Source organism: Roseovarius halophilus (ex Wu et al. 2025) (genome assembly GCF_047086965.1).
Map to the genome: position 1 here is coordinate 1 of NZ_JBKOTX010000561.1, position 483 is coordinate 483.

A 483-nucleotide genomic window follows, 5' to 3' on the forward strand; every position below is an offset into this window, starting at 1 on the left:
GGTGCGCCGTTTCAGCTCCTGCTGGACAGACCGCTCGATCGGGTTTGACGTGCGCAGCCGTTTGCGATGGTGCTCGGGCAGCGTGAAGACAGCGAGGCCTTCGGGGACGTTTTCCTCGAGCCACGCGGCCAGCTTGGGCGCGATGTCGCGATAGCTGGTGACGAGCTCGGCGAGCGCGGTTTCGGCCTTGGCCAGGTCGTCCGCCGTCCAGACCGCTTTCAGCTGTCTGCCGATGCGCTTGCGGATCTCCGCATTCGGCGCGTGCTGGATGGCGTTTCGGGCGAGGTGGAACTGGCAGCGCTGCCATGTTGCGCCACCCAGAACGGCACGCCGGGCGGCGCGCAGGCCGCTGTGGTCGTCGGAGACGATGAATTCGACCCCGCGCAGTCCGCGGGCGACGAGGCTTTCGAGGAACGCCCGCCAGTGGACCTCGGCCTCCGACAGGGCTACCGACACGCCCAGCACCCGGCGGCGCTCATCCGG

Annotated in this window: 1 protein-coding gene; it reads right to left on the reverse strand. The window is 68.9% G+C overall.

What is annotated here, in order from left to right:
• On the reverse strand, positions 1-483 hold a 483-nt coding region (locus tag ACH107_RS33495; RefSeq protein WP_412509884.1), incomplete at both ends, for a transposase.